The organism is Marinomonas gallaica (assembly GCF_001639745.1).
Classification (GTDB): Bacteria; Pseudomonadota; Gammaproteobacteria; order Pseudomonadales; family Marinomonadaceae; genus Marinomonas; species Marinomonas gallaica.
The window spans coordinates 171101-197115 of sequence record NZ_LTAX01000005.1; the positions used below are offsets into that span (position 1 = coordinate 171101).

24 protein-coding genes, 2 tRNA genes and 1 pseudogene are annotated in these 26015 nt (G+C 47.2%); 2 read left to right on the plus strand and 25 right to left on the minus strand.

Annotated features, from left to right (window positions below; translation table 11 throughout):
• From AYW76_RS07390 to AYW76_RS07420, 7 genes are all read right to left on the minus strand, one after another.
• The gene (locus tag AYW76_RS07390) at positions 1-969 is read right to left on the minus strand and encodes a DnaJ C-terminal domain-containing protein (RefSeq protein ID WP_067217928.1); all 969 of its coding nucleotides are present in this window, start codon (positions 967-969) and stop codon (positions 1-3) included.
• Positions 959-1900, minus strand: a complete 942-nt coding sequence (gene arcC / locus AYW76_RS07395) for a carbamate kinase (protein WP_067217932.1) — start codon at positions 1898-1900, stop codon at positions 959-961. Before arcC ends, AYW76_RS07390 begins: the two co-directional genes overlap by 11 nt.
• A gap of 29 nt (positions 1901-1929) precedes the next feature.
• Positions 1930-2928, minus strand: a complete 999-nt coding sequence (argF, locus tag AYW76_RS07400) for an ornithine carbamoyltransferase (RefSeq protein WP_197467777.1) — start codon at positions 2926-2928, stop codon at positions 1930-1932.
• A gap of 92 nt (positions 2929-3020) precedes the next feature.
• Entirely contained in the window at positions 3021-4262 is a 1242-nt protein-coding gene (locus AYW76_RS07405) for an arginine deiminase (RefSeq protein ID WP_067217939.1), read from the minus strand.
• A gap of 73 nt (positions 4263-4335) precedes the next feature.
• Positions 4336-5742 (minus strand): YfcC family protein, encoded by a 1407-nt coding sequence (locus AYW76_RS07410; RefSeq protein WP_067217942.1) that lies wholly within the window; start codon positions 5740-5742, stop codon positions 4336-4338.
• A 258-nt stretch (positions 5743-6000) separates the two neighbouring features.
• Complete coding sequence (locus AYW76_RS07415) at positions 6001-6873, minus strand: OmpA family protein (protein WP_067217946.1); 873 nt, start codon at positions 6871-6873, stop codon at positions 6001-6003.
• The gene (locus tag AYW76_RS07420; RefSeq protein ID WP_082866149.1) at positions 6870-7286 is read right to left on the minus strand and encodes a DUF4398 domain-containing protein; all 417 of its coding nucleotides are present in this window, start codon (positions 7284-7286) and stop codon (positions 6870-6872) included. The genes AYW76_RS07415 and AYW76_RS07420 overlap by 4 nt, the downstream gene beginning before the upstream one ends.
• Positions 7287-7609: 323 nt before the next feature.
• Between AYW76_RS07420 and adhP the strand changes: the two genes are divergently transcribed.
• Complete coding sequence (gene adhP, locus AYW76_RS07425; protein ID WP_067217949.1) at positions 7610-8644, plus strand: alcohol dehydrogenase AdhP; 1035 nt, start codon at positions 7610-7612, stop codon at positions 8642-8644.
• A gap of 43 nt (positions 8645-8687) precedes the next feature.
• The gene (locus AYW76_RS07430; protein ID WP_067217953.1) at positions 8688-8933 is read left to right on the plus strand and encodes a DnaJ domain-containing protein; all 246 of its coding nucleotides are present in this window, start codon (positions 8688-8690) and stop codon (positions 8931-8933) included.
• Positions 8934-8938: 5 nt separating this feature from the next.
• Here the strand turns inward: AYW76_RS07430 and AYW76_RS07435 are convergent, their stop codons facing one another.
• The 18 genes and pseudogenes from AYW76_RS07435 to AYW76_RS07520 form a co-directional block, all read right to left on the minus strand.
• Positions 8939-9679 carry a Crp/Fnr family transcriptional regulator gene (locus tag AYW76_RS07435; RefSeq protein WP_067217956.1) on the minus strand — a complete coding sequence of 247 codons (741 nt, stop codon included), beginning with the start codon at positions 9677-9679 and terminating at the stop codon, positions 8939-8941.
• 294 nt (positions 9680-9973) lie between these two features.
• Entirely contained in the window at positions 9974-10861 is an 888-nt protein-coding gene (locus tag AYW76_RS07440) for a F0F1 ATP synthase subunit gamma (protein ID WP_067217960.1), read from the minus strand.
• Positions 10858-12390, minus strand: a complete 1533-nt coding sequence (locus AYW76_RS07445; RefSeq protein WP_067217964.1) for an alternate F1F0 ATPase, F1 subunit alpha — start codon at positions 12388-12390, stop codon at positions 10858-10860. Before AYW76_RS07445 ends, AYW76_RS07440 begins: the two co-directional genes overlap by 4 nt.
• Positions 12387-13199 carry a F0F1 ATP synthase subunit B family protein gene (locus tag AYW76_RS07450; RefSeq protein WP_067217967.1) on the minus strand — a complete coding sequence of 271 codons (813 nt, stop codon included), beginning with the start codon at positions 13197-13199 and terminating at the stop codon, positions 12387-12389. The genes AYW76_RS07445 and AYW76_RS07450 overlap by 4 nt, the downstream gene beginning before the upstream one ends.
• A gap of 3 nt (positions 13200-13202) precedes the next feature.
• Positions 13203-13484, minus strand: a complete 282-nt coding sequence (locus tag AYW76_RS07455) for a F0F1 ATP synthase subunit C (RefSeq protein WP_067217971.1) — start codon at positions 13482-13484, stop codon at positions 13203-13205.
• A 17-nt stretch (positions 13485-13501) separates the two neighbouring features.
• The gene (locus AYW76_RS07460; RefSeq protein ID WP_067217974.1) at positions 13502-14233 is read right to left on the minus strand and encodes a F0F1 ATP synthase subunit A; all 732 of its coding nucleotides are present in this window, start codon (positions 14231-14233) and stop codon (positions 13502-13504) included.
• Entirely contained in the window at positions 14230-14589 is a 360-nt protein-coding gene (locus tag AYW76_RS07465; RefSeq protein WP_231872568.1) for an ATP synthase subunit I, read from the minus strand. The genes AYW76_RS07460 and AYW76_RS07465 overlap by 4 nt, the downstream gene beginning before the upstream one ends.
• The gene (locus AYW76_RS07470; protein WP_067217982.1) at positions 14576-14944 is read right to left on the minus strand and encodes an AtpZ/AtpI family protein; all 369 of its coding nucleotides are present in this window, start codon (positions 14942-14944) and stop codon (positions 14576-14578) included. Before AYW76_RS07470 ends, AYW76_RS07465 begins: the two co-directional genes overlap by 14 nt.
• The gene (locus AYW76_RS07475) at positions 14941-15357 is read right to left on the minus strand and encodes a F0F1 ATP synthase subunit epsilon (protein WP_067217987.1); all 417 of its coding nucleotides are present in this window, start codon (positions 15355-15357) and stop codon (positions 14941-14943) included. The genes AYW76_RS07470 and AYW76_RS07475 overlap by 4 nt, the downstream gene beginning before the upstream one ends.
• A complete protein-coding gene (gene atpD, locus AYW76_RS07480; protein ID WP_067217990.1) occupies positions 15332-16801 on the minus strand; it encodes a F0F1 ATP synthase subunit beta in 1470 nt (489 codons plus the stop codon). Before atpD ends, AYW76_RS07475 begins: the two co-directional genes overlap by 26 nt.
• Positions 16802-16932: 131 nt before the next feature.
• On the minus strand, positions 16933-19047 hold the full coding sequence (gene tkt / locus AYW76_RS07485) for a transketolase (protein ID WP_231872569.1): 2115 nt from the start codon (positions 19045-19047) through the stop codon (positions 16933-16935).
• 23 nt (positions 19048-19070) lie between these two features.
• On the minus strand, positions 19071-20249 hold the full coding sequence (gene tal, locus AYW76_RS07490; RefSeq protein ID WP_197467778.1) for a transaldolase: 1179 nt from the start codon (positions 20247-20249) through the stop codon (positions 19071-19073).
• On the minus strand, positions 20246-20962 hold the full coding sequence (locus tag AYW76_RS07495) for an HAD family hydrolase (RefSeq protein WP_082866150.1): 717 nt from the start codon (positions 20960-20962) through the stop codon (positions 20246-20248). The genes tal and AYW76_RS07495 overlap by 4 nt, the downstream gene beginning before the upstream one ends.
• Positions 20962-22095 (minus strand): annotated as a pseudogene (locus tag AYW76_RS07500) (class I fructose-bisphosphate aldolase). The gene AYW76_RS07495 and the pseudogene AYW76_RS07500 overlap by 1 nt, the downstream one beginning before the upstream one ends.
• Positions 22034-24427 (minus strand): phosphoketolase family protein, encoded by a 2394-nt coding sequence (locus tag AYW76_RS07505; protein WP_197467781.1) that lies wholly within the window; start codon positions 24425-24427, stop codon positions 22034-22036. Before AYW76_RS07505 ends, AYW76_RS07500 begins: the two are co-directional and overlap by 62 nt.
• A 16-nt stretch (positions 24428-24443) precedes the next feature.
• Positions 24444-24668 (minus strand): SHOCT domain-containing protein, encoded by a 225-nt coding sequence (locus AYW76_RS07510; RefSeq protein WP_082866151.1) that lies wholly within the window; start codon positions 24666-24668, stop codon positions 24444-24446.
• A gap of 1032 nt (positions 24669-25700) precedes the next feature.
• Positions 25701-25776, minus strand: a tRNA-Val gene (locus AYW76_RS07515).
• 57 nt (positions 25777-25833) lie between these two features.
• Positions 25834-25910, minus strand: a tRNA-Asp gene (locus AYW76_RS07520).
• Positions 25911-26015: the final 105 nt, after the last annotated feature.

Consider the following 26015-nt stretch of genomic DNA (forward strand, 5'->3'; position numbering starts at 1 on the left):
CTACCTCTCGAAGGCTTGGCGTGGATTAAAGTGAGATTCACACTCAGCTAGTTGTCGGTAAAGCGCTTTAGCTTCACTGCTGTGTTCTTTTGGTAAACTGACCTGCAGGGTCACAATTTGATCACCAGATATTTCCCCACCCTTACTAATCAAACCTTTGCCTTTGATACGCAGCTTATTTCCACTATTCGCTGCTTGAGGGATTTTTAATTTTACTTTGCCTCTGAGGGTTGGCACTTCCACCGTTGAACCTAATGCAGCCTCCCAACACGTAACGGGTAACGTCAGTAAAATATTCATCCCGTCGACCGTAAAGTAAGGATGTGGGGCAAACTCAATTTCTAGTAGCAAATCACCTGCTTTACCGCCACCAATACCTAGTTCTCCCTGACCAGTCAAACGAATATGCTGACCTTCTGTTACTCCTGCTGGAATTTTTACATTTAATGTTTTGTCTCTTTGTTTTATCGATCCATTTTGGTCTGGTTCGGAAACTCGCAAAGCTATTTGTCGTTGACAACCAACAAACGCCTCCTCAAGAAACAAAGCGATTTTATAATGTAAGTCTCGTCCACGGCGATTCGTCGACCTTTGAAAATCCTCTGCTTGACGAAAGCCGCTGCCATGAGCGCCAAAAATCGAATCAAAGAAATCACTAAAATCCTCATCAGTCCTCTGACTGTGTGTTCGATTGCCTGCATGAGAAGATTGCCAATCTGGTGGGGGCTGATAGCTGCCACCAGATCTATACGTCCCTTGTGCTCGCAATAAATCGTATTCGGCACGTTTTTCTGGATCTTTTAAAACGGCATAAGCTTCACCTACTTCTTTAAATTGTGCTTCCGCATTTTCTTCTTTACTAACATCTGGATGATATTTTCTAGCAAGTTTTCGATAGCTTGCCTTGATAACGGAAGCATTTGCTTTTTCATCGATGGCCAAAATTTTGTAATAGTCTTTAAACTCCATGCTGCCTCATCTCCATCGCCCCAACCAGCTTGCTTACTCGTGTCCCTGCGGTGCCTTTGACGATTAACTCAAGTTCTTCTAATGACCCAATGGCAGCGACTTTGCCTGTCTTCTCGGCAAACTGCTTGGCGGCATTTACTTTCGGCCCCATGGAGCCAGTGGCGAAGTTGTAGTTAGCGAGATCAGCAGGATTAATACTTTTAATGCCGCGCTGTTGTGACGTTGCCCAGTCCAGATACACAGCCCGTACATCGGTCGCCATGATGTATAAATCGGCTCCCAGTTCCCGCGCGAGCAGTTCGCTGGATAAGTCTTTGTCTATTACGGCTTCGACGCCTTTTAGATGATGATCCGCGTCATACATGGTAGGAATGCCTCCACCGCCACTGGCGATAACGATGGTATTTTTTTCTAATAACCAACGAATCGGACGAATTTCAAAAATACGTTTTGGCAAGGGCGAAGCCACGACTCGACGCCATTTTTTGCCATCTGGTTTTATCGTCCAGTTATTGTCTTTGGCGAGTTTATTAGCTTCCGATTCGTCGTAAACAGGACCAATAAACTTGGTGGGATGGTTAAACGCTGGATCTTTTGGGTCGACTTCTATCATGGTTAAAAGCGTTGCTAATGGTCGCTCTTCGGGAACGAGATTGCCCATTTCTTGTTCTATCATGTAACCGATCATACCCTCAGTTTCGGCACCGAGAACATCCAGCGGATAAAGCTCATCCGGCTTATAGGCGTTGCCTTGCAATGCCAACAAGCCGACTTGCGGGCCATTGCCGTGAGTAATAATCAACTCATTATTAATGGCAATTTTTGCCAAAGCTTGTGCTGCAATTTTAATGTTCGCACGCTGAGCTTGCGCCGTTAATGGCTCGCCACGTTTCAACAAGGCGTTACCACCCAAAGCCACGACTATTCTCATATTCCAGTCCTTTTAATTAGACATGAATGTTAATGACCCAAAGTAGCGACAAGCATCGCCTTAATAGTATGGAGACGATTCTCCGCTTGCTCGAACTGAATGCCGGCTTCCGACTCAAACACGTCGTCGGATACTTCCATTTCTTCGATGCCGAATTTCTGGAAGATTTCTTCACCCACGTCGGTGTCACGATTATGAAAAGCGGGCAAGCAATGCATAAACTTGGTGTTGCTGTTGCCCGTGGCCAGCATCAAGTCATTGTTTACGCGGTAAGGCGTGAGCAGTTTGATACGTTCTTCCCAAACGGAATCCGGCTCGCCCATGGAAACCCACACATCGGTATGAATAAAATCACAGTCTTTCACGGCGGCCTTTACATCTTCGGTAATGGTCAGCGTCGCGCCATAACGTTTTTCTAATTCGCGCGCAGGTTTTAAAAATTCGTCGCTCGGCCATAAAGATTTAGGCGCCGCAATGCGCACATCCATGCCCATTAAACAGCCGGCAATCATCAATGAATGTCCCATATTGGAATGGGCATCGCCGACAAAAGCATAGCTAATTTTATTCAACGGTTTGCCGCTGTGTTCGCGCATAGTGAGCAAATCCGCCAACATTTGTGTTGGATGAAATTCGTCGGTCAACCCGTTATAAACGGGCACGCCAGCGTATTTCGCTAACTCTTCCACGACTTCCTGACCAAAACCACGATATTCAATCGCATCGAACATCCGACCCAACACCCGAGCGGTGTCTTTCATGGATTCTTTCTTACCGATTTGCGAACCAGAAGGGCCTAAATAAGTGATCTGAGCACCTTGATCAAACGACGCCACTTCAAATGCACACAAAGTACGAGTTGAGGACTTCTCAAAAATCAGACAGATGTTCTTACCCTTCAAGCCCTGCTGTTCCATGCCTGAGTACTTTGCACGCTTTAAATCGCGGGACAAATCCAACAAAAAACTCACGTCTCGCTGGCTAAAATCTAACAATTTTAAAAAATTCTTATTCCGTAAATTAAACAAAACATTTACCTCGTATTGATCAAGAAACACCCTAAACCACTGGGGACTAAAAAACTGACGCGCCATGACGTCGCGAGCGCAGTCGTCGTTTTTTAGTAAGAGACGGGGTCACGCCAAACAGGACACGTCATACAATGGCCGCCGCCACGACCTCGGCCTAGCTCTGCCCCACTCACGGTAATGACTTCCACGCCCGCTTTACGAAGCAAGGTATTGGTGTAGGTATTTCTGTCATACGCGACGACAACGCCAGGCTCTAGAGCGATGACGTTATTACCGTCGTCCCATTGCTCGCGTTCTTTCTGATAATGGTCGCCACCGGTTTGCACGACGTTGAGTTTTTTGATGCCTAAGCAGTCTGCGGCGAGTTGAAACAGATGTTTCTTCTCTTTGCGAAAATCCATTTGTCCGGCGTGATCACCCAGTCGCAAGGTATAACATTGGATCTCGTCACAGACATCCGTAAAGGCAGTGACAACATCCCGATCACAATGGCTGAACACGGTATCCAGATGCATTGCCGAACGAGAACGCGGCATTTGGCAAGCAATCACGCGGGTTGCTGCGCCCTGCTCAAACAATCGTTTAGCAATTTGCCCAACCGCTTGTGGTGAAGTCCGTTCGCCCATGCCGATTAACACAGAGCCATTGCCCCACGCCATGACATCTCCACCTTCAGCGGTGGCTGGGCCATGATCCTGATCTGGGTCGCCCCACCAGATTTTGAAGTCGCCGTTGTTAAAGGCTGGCGCAAATTCGGGATGAAAACGATACACGGCCGTGACCAACAAGGTTTCAGGTCGACGTGCTGGCCAAAACATCGGATTCACTGTGACGCCGTTGTAAATCCAACTACTGTTATCTCGCGGAAACTGAGTATTAGGTAATGGCGGAATAACAAAACCATCGCCACCGAGATAATTACCAAACATGCCATGAGGTTTAAAAGGCAATTCGTGAACAGAAATACCACCAATCAGATAAATCGCCAGTTGCTCAGCAGGCATATCATCAAGCCAGCTACGCAGCTCATTTAGCATGCCAACGCCCACTTGGTTTTCATTAATGCGGCGGTCAAGAATCCAATTCCGAGCGCCTTTATCGCGCACGGTTTCTTCTAATAATTGACCAAATTCCAGCACTTTAATGCCACGGTTTTCCATTTTCATGCAAAAGTCTACGTGGTCAGTACGTGCCTGCTGAACCCATAACACATCGTCGTATAACAATTCCGCGGCATTACTGGGGGTGAGTCGAGAATGAGCAAGACCTGGACGGCAAACGATGACTTTACGCAGTTTGCCGACTTCGGAGTGAACGCCAAATTCGATCATAGCTTTTCCTTAAAATGAGAAGATCCTGTTAATAACAGATATCGAGAGCTGAATTACTTATTTGATTAACGGCTTAACCGATTAAGGCGATAACGCTGAGAGAGCCCATAATGATCAGACAAAGAATCAACAGCAGCGGCCAAATAAAGCGCAGCCATCTTTCGTAAGGCACTTTGGCGATAGCAAGACCGCCCATCACCACGGCAAAAGTAGGATTAAATAAGTTCACCAAGCCATTGGCCGACTGGTACGCCGTCACGACCAATTCCCGACCCACACCAGAGAAATCCGCCAATGGCGCCATAATCGGCATGGTTAATACCGCCAAACCAGACGAGGAAGGAACAAAGAATGACATCAATACTTCAATACCAAACATCACATTGATAAACAGCACATTCGACAAACCGCTTAAGCTTTGCTCGCCCAAATGCAGGATGGTATCTGTCATGTGACCTGCGTCCATGATGACAACGATGCCACGAGCAATACCAATGATGATGGCGACACCTAATAGATCTCGTGCGCCATTAATAAAGACTTCGGTGAAGGTTTTTTCGCCCATCCAAGTAACAAAACCAATCAACACAGACGAGGCAATAAAGAGCGCGCCCATTTTTGCCATCCACCAGCCTTGACTCGACACACCCCAAATCATCACCGCAAAGGTTAAAGCGAAAATCACCAAGACAAACTTCTGATTCAGCGTCAGCATGGCATCATCGTTGGCATTAGTTCTTTTACCAAATTGCGCTTCGATGTCCGCTTTATGATCAGAAACAATAGACAGATCTGGGTTCTGTTTGATTTTTGCCGCGTAGCGCATCACATACACTACGCAGGCCAACCAACTTGTTAGCAAGATAAAGAAGCGTAAAAACATGCCTTGCGTGAATGGAATGTCGGCAGCATTGGCGGCAATAACGGTCGCAAACGGATTAATGGTGGAACCAAGCGTTCCGATGCCTGCGCCCAACAGAATAATGCCCACCACCACGACCGAGTCGTAACCCGCGGCGATCATCACTGGAATCAACAAGGCGTAAAACGCCAGCGATTCTTCCGCCATGCCATAGGTGCTACCACCAACCGCAAACAACGCCATTAAAATCGGAATCATCCATTTTTCATGACCTTTCAGCTTCACCATTGCGCGGGAAATACCCGTATCAATCGCACCTGTTTTGGTGACGACACCTAAGAACCCACCAATGATTAACACAAACAAAGCCACATCAATGGCGGCGGCTTCATAACTGTCTGGATTATAAAAACCGGCAATCGGCGCAAGGAAAACATCCAGCACACCTTGCGGGTTTGAATCCACTTGCTGATACGTACCGGGAACTGGTACTTCCTTACCCAGCGTCACGTTTTCGATACGGTCATACTGCCCTGCTGGCACCACCCAAGTGCCTACTGCCACCAAGGCAATCAGCAGAAACAGAATGGTATAAGCGGTTGGAAATTTAAATGTCATTGTTAACGTCCTGTGAAAATATAGGCAATTTCAAAAATCAAAAAAGAAAAAAGAAAAAAGAAAAACAATGAAAGCCATATTTTCATTAAATATTAAAAAAGCACCCTGGCAATATCATTTACTAACAAGGCGCTTTTAAAATAATTGAAAATCAAATCATTTTCTCTCAATAACATTTAGATTAATTTTTAAATATTCACCCTTTAATTTCATTTGTTATTCCAATTGAAAACTCGACAGAATTAATTGCCAAGTCATTCAATATCGCTTTTGGTCTGACATCTCGGTATTCGAGATAACAATATCCACTCGACGATTATGCTGACGCCCAAGTTTAGAATCGTTGGTATCTAATGGATTTCCTTCCCCATTCGCTACCACCGTTAAACGACCAGAATTAATACCTTTATCCACCAAATAATCTCTGACCGCCAAAGCTCGTTGTTGGGACAACCTTAGATTAAGCGCCTCGCTACCAACACTGTCTGTATTGCCCTCTATCACAATACTGCGATCTTCATACTTATTGAGGAAGTCAACCAACTTATCAAGATCAATCAACACTCTCGGCTGCAGCTTTGCTTTACCTGTCGCGAAAGACAAATCCCCTAGCGTCATGATCATGCCGCGATTGGTCGCTTTGGCATTAAGTATGCCGAGTTGTCGCTGAAATTCTTGACTGCGATTACGCTCTGTATCGGCTTCCATCCTTAGTTTTTTGGTATCGGCCTTAGACTGCATTGCGTCATTTCGTGCCATGCCCAATTCCCGATTTCTTGCCGCCAATTTGGCCTCGTTACGCTGTTGACTAAGTTGCTTACGATCCAACACCAACAGTCGGCTTTTTGCTCGGTTTTCAGCGATCTCTACTTTAGCGTCTGCAATAAACATTAAATGACGACCCAGTATCTCGTCAGTTCTCGGCTCTTCGGCCTCTTTCACCGCCTGCTCAGCTTCATTGAATTCCAAAGGAGCCAGTTGAATGAGCTGGGAGTCAGCTTGCAAATCTGTCAACTTAGCGCGTACATTGTTCATTCCCTCTGGTTTCGCTACTGGACCAGCACAACCTGCAAGTGTAAGCAAAGTAGCCATGCCAGCCACTTGATAAAACCGAATATTTAAAACACTCATGAGCCAGCTCCTATGTTGCGATCCATTTCTTGTTTTAATGCTTCAATACCTTCTTCAATCTCCGTATTGACTAGCTGCTCTTTAATTAACGTCGCCTTAGCAGATGCTAATTCAGCAGCGACTTGTGACTCTTTGGCCAGATAAGTAGCAAGAGGCATTTCCTCCATTTCCATCGCTACCCGAGCCTGCTGAAGCTTGTTACGCGCTTCCACTAATTCTGGTGAGGGATAACCGTTCACCCCATTTCGGTCAGCATCTTCAATAGCCGTTTCAGCGGCTTGTAAAGCACCGTACATTTGGGGTTGTTGGTTCTGCGAGCAAGCGGCCAGTAAAATAACCAACGCCACCAAAGACGAGCCTTTCAATAAATGACGGCGCAGCGAACAAAATGACTCCTGCATAATTTGACTCATACCTTATATCCTCTTTAATCCCTTAAATATGCTCTAATGAGTAATAAGGGCATTGAAATGAAAAAACAAAACACCCAATAAAATAACTTTCTTTACCTACACCCTATAAATGTAAAAAATCTATTTTTAGGATTAAATACAACTGGATTAATCTACATCAGCTATTTATTCCCTGTATGTACGCCAACACACAAACAAACAATAATTTATAAAAAAATATAAAATCAAAATTAGTAGAAACACTCTGTTCGCCAACGCACTGACGACGTAAATTAATAGGCATAGGCTTTGAAAAACGTTAAATCAACAAAACGGATTTCATTATGACTAAACAAATGCAAGCAGCTGTCGTTGAACAATTCGGCCAAGGTCTCGTTCTTAAAGAAGTCGATATTCCGACTCCCGGTCCAGGCCAAATCTTGGTTAAAACTGAAGCCTGCGGGGTTTGTCACACCGATTTGCACGCTGAAGCAGGCGACTGGCCGGTAAAACCCTCTCTTCCGTTCATTCCCGGTCATGAGGGCATCGGTATTGTGATGGCATTGGGTGAAGGCGTTACCGCGGTAAAAGAAGGCGATCGTGTCGGTGTGCCTTGGCTCTATTCTGCCTGTGGTCATTGTGAACATTGTCTTGCAGCTTGGGAAACCGTGTGTGGCGAAGCTGAGTTCGGCGGTTACACCAAAAATGGAGGTTTCGCTGAATACATACTCGCTAACCCAAATTACGTGGCTCACATTCCTGCTGGCTTATCTGCCACAGAAGCCGCACCGCTGATCTGCGCGGGCATTACCACCTACAAAGGTCTTAAAGAAACCAAAGCAAAACCGGGTGACTGGGTGGTTATTTCTGGTATCGGTGGCCTTGGTCATTTAGCGGTTCAATACGCTAAAGCCATGGGCTTGCACGTTTGTGCGGTTGATATTGATGATAAAAAGCTCGAACACGCCACCCAACTTGGCGCGGATGCAGTGGTCAATGCCAAACAGGAAGGTGCAATTGAGGCCGTGGTCAAAGCAACAGGCGGCGGTGGTCATGGCGTATTAATCACCGCACCTTCACTGATTGCTTTTAATCAAGGGGTTGCCATGACACGTAAACGTGGCATTTGTGTATTGGTTGGTTTGCCACCGGGTGAATTCCCTGTGCCGTTATTCGATGTGGTTGCTAATTGCGTCACCATTCGCGGCTCGTTCGTGGGCACACGCCAAGATATGGCCGAAGCATTAGCCTTTGCCGCCGAAGGCAAAGTAAAAGCTGACATTGAGCTACAGCCATTATCTGCCATTAACGATGTCTTTAAACGTCTGGAAAATGGTGATGTTCCGTCACGAGTAGTCATTGATTTCGCAACGATTTAATAAATATTTGAGTTCATCTTTCTAAATAGATAGTAGACTGACCATGCAATTCAATGATTATTACAAAACCTTAGAAGTAGAACTCACCGCATCGGCGAAAGAAATCAGGGAGTCTTACCGCAAGCTTGCCCACAAATATCATCCAGATATTTCTGAGCAGTCAAATTGCGAGCCCTTGTTCAAAGAAATTACTGAAGCCTATGCGGCCCTCAAGCCAGTAAACAAACAATCAGCTCACAGAAGCTCATCAATGAATGATGTAATCACACTAAAACATCATTTCAGATGAGCGAATCAGGCTGACTTTTTAGGCAATGCATAGGGCAATAAACGATCTGTTTCTGTTTTCACCACGGCGTAACATTCGCAGCTCAATTCTTCGAGTTTTGATCTGTTTAACACGGTGATATGACCTCGGTGATAATCGATCACCCCGAGCTTTTGCAATTTGCCAGCGGCTTCGGTGACGCCTTCTCGGCGCACGCCTAACATGTTGGCAATCAATTCTTGAGTCATGGTGAGATGGTTACCGGGCAAGCGATCAAGGGACAATAACAACCAGCGACACAATTGCTGGTCAATCGAATGATGACGATTACAGACAGCGGTTTGCGCCATTTGCGTGATCAAGGATTGCGTATAGCGCAGCATCAGTTCTAGCAGCTTACCGTGGCGATTAAATTCTTCAGTTAACATACTGCCTTTTAGGCGATACGCATGCCCCGCGCTTTGCACCACCGCTCGGCTCGACGTACTTTCGCCGCCCATAAACAAGGCAACGCCAATCAAACCTTCATTGCCCACCACGGAAATCTCGGCAGACGCGCCACTCTCCATGACGTAAAGCAAAGAAACGATGGCATCAACAGGAAAGTGTACATAGGCCAGTTTGCCACCCGCTTCGTACATCACTTGCCCTAATTCCAGTTTTTCCAACTCAAGAAAAGAAAAGATACGAACTTGAACTTCCTCAGGAAGCGCGGCTAGAAGATGATTTTGTAACGGCGAAAAAGTCGTATCGATTGCATCATGCATAAGATAATTCTTAAGTTTTTTTCAAGTGAAAATCAGGTCGCAACAAAGCGATAGAATGAGACCGTTTCACGAAGTCGCGAGCGAAGCCAAGACGAGGCAAAAATAGACGAAAAAGCGGAGTTTATGAGTTATAAATGAGCATTTTGAGTCTATTTTTAACAAAGTATTGGCAAGCACAGTAGTCGTGCAATGATCTCAAGACATTTCTATCGCTTTGTTACTCAAAGTTCTGTGCGCTAGCGAACACACTACTCTTTATTTTATGAATTACTCACTGAAATCATGATCTAAATTCTAACTTAACGCATTAAATCCAGATAACACATCGGATAACTCTTCATCGATGTCACTTTGACGCAGACGGTGAAAGGTTTGATTGAGGTTTTCTTGTATTTCATCGATGTTTTTTTCTGCTCGCTGCATGGCGGCAAGTCGGCTGGCGTTCTCACTGGCAAGCGATTCCGCACAGGCTCGAAAAAGACTAACAAACAGATATTCACGTACAAAAGAACGACGTGTTTGATCTTGATCTGGCATCACTTCCACAAGGTTAATACTTGGCCAATCAATCGCTACAAGCTCTTGTTGCCAAGCCGCGTCCAAGGGCAAAAGTTGCTGACTCACGGGGCGAGAAACTGAATTGACCTCTGGTTTATGATGAAACAAAAATACTTGGTCAATCCGTCCTTGATCTCGTTTTGCTTCCAGTTCGATTAAAATTTCGCCCACCAAAGCTGTAATAGTGTTAATGGAATGGGGTAACTCAAAGCTTGCTTCGGTGTTTAAATCAGTCTCTATCAAGCGAGACTCAACCCGCTCGCCTACGGCCCAGAGCATTTTATTGCCCGATAATTTTGCCAAAGAATCGACCACAAACTCGACCATGACTTCATTGAATTGGCCGACTAAGCCTTGATCCGAGCCAAACACAATCACGCCGATGACGGGTGCGTCTTTCTGAGATCGATTAACGATTAGCGCAGGCTGTTCTAATTGGGTACTTTGCGACAAACACGCCGACAATCCCAACTGTACGTTTTGATAATAATCATCCAACGAATGCACGGCTTTTTCGTATTGCCCAATACTCGACGACGCGATGGTTTTCATACTGCGCACTACAGATTTCAAGTCTTGTGCGCTGGTAATTTTGTGACGCAAACTGGCGATACTGTCTGTCATCTTGGCTCACCTGAATCTGTGTCAGTGTTAAAGGTTTCAAGCGCTTGGCGTGCAAGTTCTAAAATCACGGCTTTATCTTCTTTGCTTAATTTGTCGGTGCTTTCTAAACGCTCAACCATATCATCGGTGATACTCGCGGCGGCATCCCGAACGGCTTGCTCCGCGGCGGGCATGTTGTCTAACTCAATGCCATCAAACAAATCTGCGGTCAAGGCGACCAACACGGCGATTTGTTCTGCCATAGACACAGGCGCAAATTCAGGCTGTTTCAAGCAGGCTCGAATGCGTCGACCATGCTCAATGATTTTCAGCGTATCGTCGTCTAACCTCGCGCCAAAACGCGCGAAGGTTTCCAGTTCCTCGAATTGCGCATAAGCCAATTTAAGGTCCACCGTGACGCCTCGATACGCGGCTCTTTGGGCTTTACCGCCCACACGAGACACTGATTTCCCCACATCAACCGCGGGTAAAATGCCCAGCTCAAACAACGCCGGCGAAAGGTAAATCTGCCCATCGGTAATAGAGATAAGATTGGTCGGAATGTACGCCGAAATATCCTGCGCTTCGGTTTCGATAATCGGCAACGCCGTCAATGAACCGCCGCCGAGTTCCTCGCTTAGATGGGTCGCTCTTTCTAACAAGCGTGAATGAATATAAAAAATGTCGCCGGGGAAGGCTTCTCGCCCTGGTGGACGACGCAACAACAAAGACAATTCACGGTAAGCGCGAGCGTGATGTGTTAAATCATCGTAGACAATCAGTACATCACGGCCCTGTTCCATAAAATATTCCGCGATGCTGGTCGCGGCGTACGGTGCGACATAGGCCAAGCCCGCTGGCTCGTTGCCTTCCGTCAATACCACGACTGTGTATTCCATCGCGCCTTGCTCCCGCAAAGTGGCAATGACTTTGGCGACACCAGACGCGCGTTGGCCAATAGCACAATAGACACACAAAACGTTTTTGCCACGCTGATTGAGAATCGTGTCCATGGCAATCGCTGTCTTGCCGGTTTGACGGTCGCCAAGAATCAATTCTCGCTGCCCGCGTCCCACGGGTATCAAGGCGTCAATTACCTTAATGCCCGTTTGCAATGGCACACTTACGCCAGCTCGATCCATAATGGCTGGCGAAGGTCGTTCGATTGGCAAACGCTGGGTAGTTCCCAGATTGCCCTTGTCATCCAAAGGTTTACCGATTGGATTAATAATACGGCCAATCAAGCTATCGCCAACCGGCACATCGACCACGTGGCCAAGTCGTTCGACTTCATCACCGGCTTGCAAATGCCAGTATTCGCCAAGCAACACCACGCCAATTTCATCTTCATCGACATTAAACGCGATGCCATAAATGTCACCGGGAAAAAGCAATAACTCATCGTAGCCAACATTGGGCAAACCAGATACCTTGGCAATCCCCGTGGCGACACTGGTAATCTTGCCGATTTCTCGTGGTGACAAAGCGGGTTCGAACGATTCCCGAGCCTGTTTTAAATCAGCAAATAACCCGTCAAACATCAACATCATGAAGCCTGCTCTTGGCTTTTCTCAAGCTCAGGGCTTTGATCTTGAACGGTATTATGAGAAAGCATCACGTCATTGACTCGCTTGGTCAGCGTGGTCAGGTAATCAGCGATGCTCCAGCCAATTTTCTGGCCGTGGGAATTGATCTCAATCCCGCTAATCAAGTGAGCATCCGTGGCAAATTCAATCGCCACACCATCGCCCAATAAGCCATGTAACGCCTTGGTAATCTGGATGCTTTGTTTTTTAGGCAGATCAAACGCCGTATGCACGATTAATGCTTCTGTCAACTCTTGAAAAGCCGCTTGTAAAGTGGCCTTTTCAGCGTCCGCTAATGCGTCTAAACGCTTCACAAAAACATCGGCCATACTGGCTTCCAAACTGGTGTCAGCCAGATCACTAAGCGCTTTACGAACAATGGCAAACACTTCTTCTCGTGCTCGCTGACTTAGGGAATCTTTCAAGCTCAGTTGTTCGTTTTTAAGCGCTAACTCAAGCTTACTGCGCAGCGCGTCGGACTCTTGTCGCACTTCTTCAAGCAATCGCGTCCGCTCGGCTTTCGCTTCCTCGCCAACTTTGTTCATCTGCGCCGTACGTTGTTGATCGAATTCCGTGTTCTTTTGTTGGAACGCTTCACGCTGTTGTTCCGCCTCGGCTCTTTTGCTATCGGCGTCGGCCAGTTCATCGGCAATGCGTTTTTCACGAGCGTCAATCGTATTCAGAATAGGACGGTATAAGAAATGCTTAAGCAACCAAACGAGGACCAGAAAATTGATCAGTTGCGCAATGACGGTAAACCAATCGATCAGCATAATTTATTGGCCTGCCGCTTGAGCAATGCCGTAATTCCAAAAAGGATTGGCGAATAGCAAAATCATCGATACGACAAAACAATAAATCGCCGTCGACTCGATCATCGCCAAACCAACAAACAAGGTTCGCGTAATCGTCGCCGAAGCATCCGGTTGTTGAGCCAGAGAGGTTAACGCTGTCGCCACCGCTTTACCTTCCCCTAATGATGGCCCGATTACACCGATGGCAATTGTTAGCCCTGCGGTAATAATTGAAACCATTGCTATCATCGTCATGCTGTCCATAGTTACTCCGTAAATGTTCATAGTTTTGATTCGTTTGTGTTCTGGGTTTCTGGTTGTTGAGCGGCTTTTTTCTGCGTTTGTGTTTTGACGGAACGAGTCGCCGCGGCGATGTACACTGTAGCGAGAATGAAAAAGATGTAAGCCTGCACAATGCCGGTTAACAAGCCCAGCAAGGTCATCACAATCGGAAATAAGAACGGCGTAATAGTCAGCAGAATCGCGATGATCATCGCACCGCTCATCATGTTGCCGAACAATCGCACCGCCAACGCCAAGGTTCGCGATACTTCGCTGATAATATTAAACGGCAGCATAATGATGGTTGGCTTAGTATAGGAAGACAGATAGGAACCGAAACCTTGCTCTTGAATACCAAACAATGGCACAGCAACTAACACACACAATGCCAGCGCCGCCGTGGTGGAAAGCGAACCTGTCGGAGGCTCGAAACCCGGAATAATGGTGCCAAGCGCCGATAGCGCGATGAATAAGAACAGCGAACCAAGAAAGCCAATGTATTTTTGCGGCTGGCTTAAACCCACCTCTTCGATTTGCTTGTTAATGATGATCACCACCACTTCTAGCGCATTTTGCCAGCGCGAGCGCTGTAAATTGTTAGACAGATTTCGAGTGATCAAAATCGACCCAACCACCAGCACCAACATCACTAACCAAGTAAAGACGATGGTGGCATTGAGCTTTAAAAAGCCCATTTGCCAATACACAATGAGATCTGGAGTCAGGTTCATAAACGCTCTTCTGTGTGAGAATGTTTTTCTTTAAGCGTGTGAATCGGCTTGATAATGACAGGGTTGTCTTTCAAACGAATCAGCCGCGTCGCGAACAAACGTAAGGCCATAAAGCCAAGTAAAGCTAACAATAATTTTTGCCAGTCATTGCCCAGAATCACATAAAAACTCACCATTACCACGCTAATGCGAAACAACATGCTGAACAGAAACAAAGGCGCAACCACGCTACTAGAGCCCAATCGGCGCACTGTCCACCATAGCCCAGCAAAATAAAAAATCCCTAATAGCACGCCAATCAAAATGGCATAGGCAACGCCACCCCAAAAGTTGTCACCAAAATCAATTAACATCATCGTTGTCGTCCGGTTGGTGTATGTCTTTGTCTTCTTTTTGCACCCAGTGCCAGGCATTGAAACAGCCTAAACACAGGCCAACGACCAGCAAGGCCGGCGTCCATGAACGGTCACCGGGATACGCACCATCCAACCAAATGCCCAGTGTGGCACCAAGCACGGTGGGGATCGCAATCGACCAGCCGACCAACCCCATCATGCCCAAGCCAGACCAGACAGTTTTGGTCACGTGTCGCTGTGCTTTTAACTTACGCGCCGCGACCGAGCCTACTTGCTTGCTGTAGTTATTCTTCGCTTTTCTCTCTAGATTACGGTCTGGTTTAGTTGCGTTTTTGTCTTCATCATCGTCTTTCATGACACACTCGCATCCTGTTTAAACGCGACTAAACGCTGAACAAAACCGCTTTCCATCTTGGTCAATGCCGAACGCATTCTTTGCTCCTGCTCATCAAGCTGAATAAACTCGTCTTCTAGAGCATGACGTAAATCTTCTAACCCCATGCCATTCATAGCGTTGCGCACTGAAATCCGCACATCGGCTCCGGTTTTCACCAATACGCCTACATCAACAGCAATATAAGCTTCTTCCTCGCCTTCCACTTCAACCACTAAAATGCCCGCCGACAAAGACGCCACACAATCCAATCGATTCGGTAAAATGCCAAACGCCCCTTGTGGTGTGGTCGCGACGATTCTCAGCACGTTTTGCTCTTCGCTAAATACTTTATGAGGCAGCAAAACTTTAAGCGTCATGTAGGCTTGTGGCATCTTTGTCCTCCTCGGCTTTTGGTTTATCTTCTGGGGCTTGTTTGCTTTTTTCATGGGCTTCATCAATCGCACCAATCATGTAAAGCGCGCTTTCTGGATAGTCTTCAAACTCATCCCGCAAAATCCGCTCGCAGCCATCTAAGGCATCATCAAGACTGACCAATTTGCCAGACATGCCAGTGAATTGTTCGGTAGTAAAAAAGGGCTGAGTAAGAAAACGCTCTAAGCGACGCGCACGCCCTACAACCTTGCGGTCTTCGGGTGAGAGCTGTTCCATGCCGAGCATGGCGATAATGTCTTTCAATTCGCTGTATTGCGCCAAGGTACGACGTATCTCTTGCGCGAGATCGTAATGGCGTTTGCCAATAATGCTCGGTGTTGCCATTTTGGAACTGGACTGCAAAGGATCAATGGCGGGATAAAGCCCTTCGCTGGCACGTTTACGCGATAACACGATGGAAGCCGAAAGGTGAGAAAAAGTATGCACGGCAGCAGGGTCGGTAAAATCATCGGCAGGCACATACACCGCCTGAATCGAAGTAATCGCGCCACTGCCGGTATTGGCAATGCGCTCTTCCAGTTGTGACAACTCGGTGCCCATCGTTGGTTGATAACCCAAACGCGCTGGCATTTGCCCCATCAAACCAGACACTTCCATGCCCGCTTGAATAAAGCGAAAGATATTGTCCACCAGCAGCAAGACATCACGATGTTCGTCATCACGAAAATATTCCGCCATGGTCAAGGCGGCATGACCGACGCGAAAGCGCGCGCCCGGTGGCTCGTTCATTTGACCGAACATCATCACCATGTTGTCCAGCACGCCCGCTTCTTTCATCTCTCGATAAAGCTCTTCGCCTTCTCGGCAACGCTCTCCGATACCGCAAAAGATACTTACGCCCGCGTGTTGGCCGACCATGTTATGAATCATCTCGGTCAACAAGACGGTTTTGCCCACGCCCGCGCCGCCGAACAATCCCGCTTTACCACCACGCTCTAATGGCATTAACACATCGATCACCTTGATGCCGGTTTCAAATACTTCGGTCTTGGTGGAACGTCTTGCTAACGGTGGCGGCTCGTTATGAACCGAACGCCATTCAACGTTGCTCAGCGCGTCTTTTTTATCAATCGTATTGCCGAACACATCAAACATGCGCGACAAAATCCCCTTGCCTACGGGGGTTTGTAGCGGCTCGCCAATGTCTTCCACTGGCATGCCACGAGCAAGTCCTTGCGTCGGTGTTAAAGCAATACCGCGCACCCGCTGATCATCCAATTGGGAAAACACTTCGATAGCAATGCTGCTGTCTTTGCCAGTGCGTAATAAAGTACGAATCGGAGGCAACTGATTGTCTGACGATATATTGTCAAAGCGAATGTCCACGACACTGCCGCGAATCGAAATTACGGTGCCGATGTTTTGAGACGTAGTGGATGGCATAGGCTTCGAAAAATCCTTGATCTAAGAATGGAGACAGAGAAATGCCAACACAGTGTAATAAAAAAGCCTTTGTTCGCTCTGTGCACTAGCGAACAAAGGCACGTTTTACTCGTGGTATTTAACGGATTTTTTTAACCAGCATGACGGGCGATTTGTGCTTTGGCGGCCTTGATAATATGAGTAGGCTCAAAACCAAAGTGCTGTTCAACCACTTTTCGTGGTGCCGACAAGCCAAAGGTTTGCATGCCAATGATTGCCCCTGCACAACCGGTGTAACGTTCCCAACCAAAAGTGGACGCCTCTTCCACCGCCACACGGGCGAGAACCGCTGGCGGCAACACCTGATCCCGATAATCCTGTAATTGGCTTTCGAATAATTCCCACGATGGCATGCTAACCACGCGGGCTTTAATGCCTTCGATTTTTAATTGTTCGTACGCAGCAACACAGAGCGACACTTCACTACCGGTTGCCAATAACAAGACGTCTGGTTTGTTATCTTTTGCATCGGCAACAATATAAGCGCCAAAAGCCAAACCACTGGCGCTGCCATACTGAGAACGATCCAGCGTTGGCACCGCTTGACGAGTTAACACCAGACACACTGGTGTATGGTTATTCGCCATAATAACGCGCCACGCTTCGACCACTTCATTCGCATCCGCAGGCCGTAATACCAAGATTCCTGGCATGGCGCGCATGGCAGCAAGGTGTTCAACGGGTTGATGCGTCGGGCCGTCTTCGCCCATACTGATCGAATCATGTGTCCAGATCGAAATCAGCGGCAGCTCCATCATCGCGCTGAGCCGAAGCGCTGCACGACAGTAATCGGTAAAGACAAAAAAGCTCGCCACATAAGGTCGTAATTTTGACAAGGCAAGACCATTGCCGATGGCGCACATGGCATGTTCACGCACACCAAAATGTAAGTTTCGTCCAGCGTAATTGGCCGCTTCAAAATAGTCAGAACTGGTTGGTTTTCCGGCCTTCAGTTCTCCAATTTGTCTCATGCTACCATTGGATTCAAAAGACAATTCCGTCTTGGTAGAAGGCGACAAATCTGCCGAGCCTCCCAGTAACCAAGGCACTCTTTGAGCAATGGTATTAAGAACCAGCCCCGAGGATTCACGTGTCGAGATGTCTTTGCCATCCGCCGTAAACGTAGACAAATCGAAATCCCAAGCCTGAGGAAGATGCGTTTTCTGCATCTGAGTAATTTGTCCAGCTAGTTCGGGGTATTGATAATGATAAGCTGCAAAGGTTTTTTGCCATTCAGCATGTGTTTTCGCACCACGTTGACCGAAATTCGCTGCAAAATGATCGACAACTCCAGCAGCCACATCGAATTGAGCTTCTGGATCGGTGCCATAAAACTCTTTGGCAAGATGTACTTCTTCTGCCCCAAGCGGTTCGCCATGGGCTTTTGCGGTATCTTGTTTATGGGGCGCGCCATAACCAATATGACTCTGCACAATGATCAGTGTCGGACGATCTTCTGTATCAAGAAACGCTTGATACGCCGTGCTTAGTTGCGTTAAATCATTAGCGTCGCTCACCCGCACCACATTCCAACCATAAGCCTTGAAACGCGCGGCCACGTCTTCACTAAAAGTGATATCAATGGAACCTTCGATGCTGATGTGATTGGCATCGTAGATCCAACACAAATTCGATAATTTCAAGTGCCCAGCCAAGGAAGCCGCTTCGCTACTTATGCCTTCCATCATGTCGCCATCGCCACACAAGGCATAAACATTATGGTCAAACAGAGTGTAACCGGGACGGTTATAGGTTGCCGCCTGCCAGCGTTCTGCGATAGACATACCGACGCTGGTGGCCAAGCCTTGTCCAAGCGGCCCTGTGGTGGTTTCTACACCACTGGTCCAACCATGCTCTGGGTGACCAGTACAACGACTGCCAAGCTGACGGAACTGTTTGAGATCTTCCATGGTGACCGCTAAACGCTCACCCGCTGGATAACTCGCCCCTTTCGCCTTCACACCAGTCAGGTGCAATAAACTATACAACAAGGCACAGGCATGACCGGATGACAGCACAAAGCGGTCTCGATTCAGCCACTCAGGATCTTTTGGATCAAAACGTAGAAAACGCTGCCACAAACAATACGCCGTTGGCGCGGCATCCATTGGCGTACCGGGATGCCCCGATTTGGCTTTTTGGACGGCATCGATAGACAGAGTACGTAGCGTATTGATAGCAAGCTGGTCGAGCATTAACTGTTTCACGTTGGCTGACTCCTAAAAAATCGTTAGAAAGGCGCTTCGTCGTTTTCTGATTTACTATTCTTTGACGTACTGGTTTTTACTTGCTGACTTTTCTGCTCAATCACCGCCAATAAATCGTTCCAAGACCGAGTAAAAGCATCTGCGCCCTCTTGTTGGAGCTGATCAGCCAATACGCCAATATCAATGCCTTCTATGGCGAATTCCAACAGCTTGCTTTCAGCATCAACACCATCAATCGACATCACGCCAGACAAAGCGCCGTCTTTCGAGAAGCTTAGTAATGTCTTTTCTGGAATCGTGTTAATGGTATGAGGCGCAGCAAGCGCTGAGACGTAATAAGAGTCAGAAACTGTCGGATCTTTGCTTCCCGTACTGGCCCAAAGCAAGCGTTGTGAGTGGGCGCCAGCCGCCTTTAGTGTTTGCCAATGTGGCGCGGCCAGTAGCTCGCAATAGTCTTTGTAAGCTTGTTGGGCGATGGCGATACCAAGATGATTGCGTAAGTCAGAAGAGACTCTGTCATTGACGGCGACATCCCAACGACTGATAAACAAAGAAGCAACCGAGCCGACTTTTGGATCAAGCCCTTTTGCAATTCGGCGCTCGATGCCACGCATGTAAGCTTCGGCTGCGGCGAGATATTGCTCGCTGGAAAACAACAAGGTCACATTGACCGGGACGCCAGCAAAGATTGTTTCTTCGATAGCCGCTAAGCCTGCTGGTGTACCCGGGATTTTAATAAACAGATTCGGGCGCTGAGCGCGTTTATGCAGATCCACCGCCGCCGCATACGTGCCAGCGGTATTGTTCACCAACAATGGCGAGACTTCTAACGAAACCCAACCATCCATTCCGTCGGTGGTATCAAAGATAGGACGTAATACATCCGCCGCACGGGTTAAATCTTCTAGCGCCAGTTCGAAAAACAGCGCTTCACCCGACAAGCCTTTTGCAGCTTTTTCGGCGATGGCTTGATTGTAGTTATCTCCATCTTTGATCGCTTTATCAAAAATAGTCGGATTCGAGGTCAACCCCGTCACATTCAGATGATCAATATAATGCTGTAAGGTACCGCTGTTTAGCAGCTCGCGAGTAATATTATCGAGCCATATACTTTGACCGAGCATGTGCAATTGCTTAGTTGTGTTCATTCCTTCAAAAGGATTGCCGCCTTCAAATGAATCGCTGTCTTTTATAACATTCATAGAGCCTCCGATGGCGCAGAACGTGCTTTCACAGCGTCAAGACCAATGCAAAAATCGTGATGGATCAGCTCGCCGATGTGCTCAATAGTGACATCGGCCGCTGGATAGGGATGTGTCTTTTCTGGATCGTGGGCGTAATGACCTTGCCTTGGAAAAACCGTAGTAAGGCGGCTTCCCCAAACGCGTTTCATAGCGGTCAAAATACGCAATTTATCGTCCACCATGACATAACGCTTGGCGGGATAATGCTGCTCGATCGCATCGAGCATGGTTTCTTTATGGATATAAATCAGCACCTGACCATGCACTGCTTCCCATAAGCCTGAACGCTTAATTTTGCGTGGCTGCAGGACGGCTTCGCCATCAGTCAAAATGACGGTTTTGCCTAAGGTTTGCAGATGCTTAATAAGTGCCAATGCATCGGCATAAAGCCGATCAACAAAAGGATATTCAAGAAAAAACTCAGCGATTAAGAGCCCACGAGTATCATCAAGATGTTCAAGTCGATACTGTTGCAACGCGCCTAGGTAATCCGCATAACTACGCTCTGTGCGTAATGTTTCGAATATCACCCAATAACGAGCGCTGTTTTCCACGCCAATTTCACGAATTAAAAACGCCCTCAACTCCACTAAAATGCGGTCGTTGTCGAGCAAGGTGTTATCGACATCCAGCAGAAAGACAATCTCGTCTGTTGCTCTACTATTCACCATTAGTTCGCCGCAACGGAATATTCGCCGCGGCGCGCTGCTTTGTCGTTAGCCGCACCTTGCTGCAAGACTTTTTGAGCCGCCTCGACATTGTCATCTTGCCCGAGCCAAACTTCTAACGCGGGTAACTCAATCGCGCGAGAAAATGAAAACGTCAGCGCCCACGGCAAGCGGAGTTTGTATCGGCTATTCATGGCATTCAAACGCGCTGAAGCCAGTGATGGCGTTTGTCCGCCGGATAAAAAAGCAATGCCCGGCACCGCCGCAGGAACAGTTCGCAACAAACAATGCACTGTCATATCAGCGACGATTTCGACACTTTCCTGTATAGGGCAACATAACCCGGGTAATACCATGTTGGGTTTTAACAACAAACCTTCTAGCAACACGCCTTGCTCATTTAAGTGTTGGAAAACCGCCTGTAAGACCACTTCTGTGACTTGCGCACATTGTTGCAAGGTATGGCTGCCATTCATCATCACTTCAGGCTCGACAATCGGCACCAGCCCAGCTTCTTGGCACAAGGCCGCATAACGTGCGAGAGCATGAGCGTTGGCTTGGATACAGGCTCTAGATGGCGTTACTCTACCGATAACTCTTGTTTGAATAGCGTCGACATCAATGCTGAATACCGCCCGCCATTTTGCAAAACGCGCGCCCAACAATGCATAAGCCTTTAGCCGTTCTCTTAACCCATCCAAACCTTCAGTGACTTTTTCTCCGGGTTGACCCGCCATATCCACCGCACCAATATCGACCTTGATGCCAGGAATAATACCGGCATCCATCAGTATGTTTATGAATGACGTGCCATCTTGAGTATGTTGATGAATCGTTTCATCAAACAGAATTATGCCGCTGACGCTATCGCTTAATTTAGGCGTGGTAACTATTAATTCTCGGTAAGCGCGTCGCATGGCTAAGCTTTGCGCGATACCTCATTTGGCAAAACGGCGATTGCACGTCGCCACACTTTCATCCATCGCGAGCAGGCCTTTATCATCGGCCATCAAGCGCTTAGCGGTTTCTATCAAGTGACTTGTAGAGCCGATTGTTTGGCTTGATGAGCTCGAATCATTCATCCTTATTGCTCCACTTCCAATCACGAATTTCCGGCATATCGACACCGTATTCATTGATGTACTGGCGATGCTCAATCAGTTTTTCACTCAACATACGTTTTAACTCGGTACCTTTCACGCCGGTTTGCGGTAGTCGGTCAATCGCATCCATTACGAGGTGAAAGCGATCCATGTCATTAAGCACTGTCATGTCAAAGGCCGTAGTAATCGTGCCTTCTTCTTTGTAACCACGAACATGGATATTGCGATGATTGGTGCGGCGATAGGTTAATTTATGAATCAGCGATGGATAAGCATGAAAGGCAAAAATAACCGGCTTATTTTCAGTAAACAGTAAGTCGAACTCAGTATCATTCAAACCATGTGGATGCTCGGTTTGTGGCTGAAGTTTCATTAAGTCCACTACGTTCACCACACGAATATTCAGCGCAGGTAAATGCTCGCGTAAAATAGACACCGCCGCTAAGGTTTCCAGCGTTGGTACATCGCCAGAACAAGCCATCACCACGTCCGTTTGACCATCTTGATTTAAACCTGTGTCGTTGCTCGCCCAATCCCAAATGCCAATGCCTACTGCACAATGTTTGACCGCGGCGTCCATGTCCAACCATTGCGGCGCTGGATGCTTTCCGGCAACAACCACATTGACGTAATGCTTGCTGCGTAAACAATGATCCATCACTGAAAGCAAACAGTTAGCATCGGGTGGCAAATAGACTCGCACTATGTCGGCTTTTTTATTCACCACATGATCAATGAACCCCGGATCTTGGTGAGTAAAGCCATTGTGATCCTGACGCCAAACATGTGACGCCAATAGATAATTCAATGAGGCGATCTTAGGCCGCCAAGACAAACCAGCGGTGACTTTTAACCACTTTGCGTGCTGGTTAAACATGGAATCAATAATATGAATAAAGGCTTCGTAGCAATTAAATAAGCCGTGTCGGCCTGTGAGCAAATAACCTTCCAGCCAGCCCTGACATTGGTGTTCGCTGAGCATTTCCATCACTCGACCAGTGGGCGCTAGGTGTTCGTCATTAGGTTTTGTGGTCGCTTCCCATTGTCGATTGGTGGTTTCGAAGACAGCCCCCAAACCATTAGAAATGGTTTCATCTGGACCGAACACACGAAAATTGTCTTGATTAAGCATCACCACATCGCGCACAAACGGCCCAAGTACATGAGTGTCACCAACGCCGCGTACGCCGTGTTTTGGCACCTCGCAAGCGTAATCACGGAAGTCCGGCATTTGTAAGGGTTTCAGTAGCAAGCCACCGTTGGCATGAGGATTCGCGCCCATGCGACGCTTACCTTTTGGCGCAAGTTCAGCTATCTCAGGTAACAAACGCCCAAGGCTATCGAATAATTCCTGAGGGCGATAACTGCGTAACCATTCTTCTATTAATGGCAAGTGTTCCGGCTTCGATTGTGGATTAGAGATTGGCACTTGATGGGCATGAAAAGTGCCTTCGATCTGTACGCCATCAACTATTTTAGGGCCAGTCCAACCTTTCGGAGATTTGAGAATAATCATCGGCCAACGTGGACGCTCAAAGACACCATTGTCTTGGGCATTTAATTTAATCGCTTTGATTTCTCGAACGGCTTTGTCGAGCGCCGTCGCCATGGCTTTATGCATGTAGTTAGGATCGCAGCCTTCGACAAAAATAGGGAGCCAACCGTAACCACGAAATAACTGCTCTAGCTCTTGGTGACTGATGCGCGCTAAAACCGTAGGATTCGCAATTTTATAGCCATTCAAATGCAAAATGGGTAGGACCACACCATCGGTAATAGGGTTTAGAAACTTGTTTGAATGCCAAGCGGTCGCTAGCGGGCCAGTTTCGGCTTCGCCATCGCCCACCACACAGGCTGCAATTAAATCTGGATTATCAAATACTGCACCAAAGGCGTGACTTAATGAATAACCCAATTCGCCACCTTCATGGATGGAACCTGGGCATTCAGGTGACGCATGGCTAGGAATGCCGCCGGGAAAAGAAAACTGCTGAAACAGCTTTTGTAGGCCGATTGTGTCTTGGCTTATATCAGGATAAATCTCACTGTAACTGCCTTCCAGATACGTATTCGCCACTACTGCTGGCCCACCATGACCGGGGCCGGAGAGATAAATCATGTTCAAATCGTATTGCTTAATAATGCGATTCAAATGCACGTAGATAAAATTCTGACCGGGCGTCGTGCCCCAGTGACCCAGCAAGATTCGTTTGATATCGGTAAGCACCAAAGGCCGTGCCAATAGCGGGTTATCGTGAAGGTAAATTTGACCAACCGACAAGTAATTACTCGCTCGCCAGTATCTGTCTATTAGGCTCAGTTGATCTGGCGCTAGCGTTGTGGTTTGCATCGTGGTTTTTGGCACAGTGAGATGCTCCCTATTATTTGCTGGCGATTTCTTTCTTGATGCGAGAAAACTCTGCTTGCTCAATATCACCGCGAGCGTAACGCTCGTTCAATATATCCTGCGCCGTTTTACTGGCTAGTCCAAAGTAACGACGATTCGAGCGATAGCTGTAACCCCAATGACCAAAACTCGAAATCAGCAAAAACCAAAACCCCAGCCACAATAGCCAACTCCAACCATTCCAATGTTCTTGATACATACAAAGCTCCATACGACGAGCCGGAAAATCGAATGACTTCCAAATAAACCCATAGAGCAACTTTATAACGCCGCACAGAATGATTCTGTGCGGTAACGTACAATTGATTTATAAGATTCGTGAAACAGCTCGAGACGCTCGCTTAAGATATGGCAGTTTTGAGAAAACATAATACGCCGCGATTTTTTGGCATCGTTTGGCGGGATATTTATCTCATTATGTTTAACCATAGAATATGGAGCTGCTTTCCTAGAATGACTACCCATATGGGAAGCTCGTACCCTGTAGTATCAATTGAGACGCTTTACATCACGGCCTATGGCTTGTAGAAATGTCCAGCCGCACTCGAAGCGGTGGGGGTCGTCACCGCCTTTCTCGTAGCCGTCGTCGTGTTTGTTTCAGGAAGCTTCAAAAAATTTGACCCATGTAGGGAGCTAGGCTGGCTCGCATCCGTTAGACATCGCAAACCTCTACGTAATGGCGTTAATTTGGGCAACAGTTTTGACATCTTCAGAGGCTAGCTGGGCCAATGCCTATTCTTTGATGTCTGATTGATGGCTATCGTTCTGAACAGAGAGACCATTAATCGGGTTTAGTTCTGATACCACACGCGGTGCTTTAAGCTCATTAATTCGAGCTTCTTTCAGTTCTGCAGCTATCTCGCGGGGATTGTCCCGGTAGATCGCAAATTTTCACTCCCTCCAAAACGCAAAAAAGCCAGAGTCGATGCTCTAGCCTTCTATTTATCTGGTGTTCAGCGATTCTTTCCCGCTATATCCCATTTAAAACCATCTAATCCCGCTTTAATGGGTCTATGACATATCTTTCGGGACATCACACACATCACATCGAAGCCCTTGATTTGGCTGTCATTGGTAAAGTTGTTTGGATCGGTAAGGACATCCGAAAGATTGCGTCTGGTTCTATTGCGCTAGGATCAGGGCTTTAAACCAAAGATTGGTTAAATTTTTTAGGCGTATTTCAAAGTAATATAATGGGGATTTTTACGAGGATTTTAGATGATGATAATCATGGTGGGTGTGGAGAGGTTCGAACTCCCGACATTCGCCTTGTAAGGGCGACGCTCTCCCAACTGAGCTACACACCCATCGCAATGATGGTAACGCTTGCCAACTTACTGTTCTTTAAAGCTAAAGAAAGTAAGTGGCGGAATGGACGGGACTCGAACCCGCGACCCCCTGCGTGACAGGCAGGTATTCTAACCAACTGAACTACCACTCCGTTGTCATAGATTGTTTAGCCACTGTTCTATAAGTGGTGGGTGTGGAGAGGTTCGAACTCCCGACATTCGCCTTGTAAGGGCGACGCTCTCCCAACTGAGCTACA